The organism is Novacetimonas cocois, from assembly GCF_003311635.1.
Taxonomy (GTDB): domain Bacteria; phylum Pseudomonadota; class Alphaproteobacteria; order Acetobacterales; family Acetobacteraceae; genus Novacetimonas; species Novacetimonas cocois.
Window position 1 is genome coordinate 5,962 of the sequence record NZ_QEXL01000032.1, and the last position, 756, is coordinate 6,717.

Here is a 756-nt window from a genome sequence, read left to right on the forward strand (position 1 = left end):
ACAATCTGCTCAAGACTTACCGGCGTTCAGGCGATCATTCAGCGGCTCACGTGTCACAACATGCCCACCAGACGCCACAGGATGGCCGTACAGGTGTTATTGTGTGGTCGGGTGGCGAGATAAGGGAATTGCGCGCTGTGCGGCCTCCCAGGGTGCTCTGCGGGCCTTGTCGGGGATTGATGGGCTGGCCATTTCCTGTTCGTCCGTCCAAGCCTCCTTTTCCCGACTTTCTGGCAGGAAATACGGGTTTCCTGTATATTCCAGATAATCCGTCATATCTGGATCATGCTCCATGAAAGCGTTTCCAGCGAGCGCCGTGACCCGCAATGCCAGCGATCTTTTCGAAGCAGCCGCCGTTGCGCCTGTAGTCATCACCAGGCACCACAAGCCGCGTTTCGTCATCATGTCCGTAGAGCATTATGAGGCCCTGCTCAGAAAGCAGCAGGGCATCGAAGACGTTCTGGAGAAGGGGTCATCGTCATGAAGGACAGTCCCGGAACACTGCCACAAAAGCGGCCCTGGCAGCTGCTCGTGGTCGGGGGAACCCTGCTGACACAGCAGGATATCGAAGCCCTGACCCGCATCCTCGATCTCCTGCCGCATGTCGCCGGCCTCGACATCACCACCTCGGTCGGCTCCGCGCGCGTATTCCGGGATGTCCCAGGCAATTACATCCAGCAGGCAGACCAGATCCTGGCCGGGATGGGGTCGTTTGCGGGAGGGGGCGAAATCCTACGCTAAGCCGAGGACGCGCTT

General features: G+C 59.1%; 3 protein-coding genes. 2 read left to right on the top strand and 1 reads right to left on the bottom strand.

Features of this window, described 5'->3' with window-relative positions; genetic code table 11:
- Positions 1 to 96 precede the first annotated feature (96 nt).
- Complete coding sequence (locus NJLHNGOC_RS15770; protein ID WP_133258760.1) at positions 97 to 294, bottom strand: hypothetical protein; 198 nt, start codon at positions 292 to 294, stop codon at positions 97 to 99.
- Between NJLHNGOC_RS15770 and NJLHNGOC_RS14950 the strand changes: the two genes are divergently transcribed.
- Both NJLHNGOC_RS14950 and NJLHNGOC_RS14955 read left to right on the top strand, forming a co-directional pair.
- Positions 293 to 484, top strand: coding sequence for a type II toxin-antitoxin system Phd/YefM family antitoxin (locus NJLHNGOC_RS14950; protein WP_113597061.1), 192 nt, complete (start codon positions 293 to 295; stop codon positions 482 to 484). The genes NJLHNGOC_RS15770 and NJLHNGOC_RS14950 overlap by 2 nt on opposite strands.
- The gene (locus NJLHNGOC_RS14955; RefSeq protein WP_113597062.1) at positions 481 to 741 is read left to right on the top strand and encodes a hypothetical protein; all 261 of its coding nucleotides are present in this window, start codon (positions 481 to 483) and stop codon (positions 739 to 741) included. The genes NJLHNGOC_RS14950 and NJLHNGOC_RS14955 overlap by 4 nt, the downstream gene beginning before the upstream one ends.
- Positions 742 to 756: the final 15 nt, after the last annotated feature.

Excerpts from the sequence above, each read along its gene's own strand:
- NJLHNGOC_RS15770 (WP_133258760.1), bottom strand. The coding sequence starts at position 294 with ATGGAGCATGATCCAGATATGACGGATTATCTGGAATATACAGGAAAC.
- NJLHNGOC_RS14950 (WP_113597061.1), top strand. The coding sequence starts at position 293 with ATGAAAGCGTTTCCAGCGAGCGCCGTGACCCGCAATGCCAGCGATCTT.
- NJLHNGOC_RS14955 (WP_113597062.1), top strand. The coding sequence starts at position 481 with ATGAAGGACAGTCCCGGAACACTGCCACAAAAGCGGCCCTGGCAGCTG.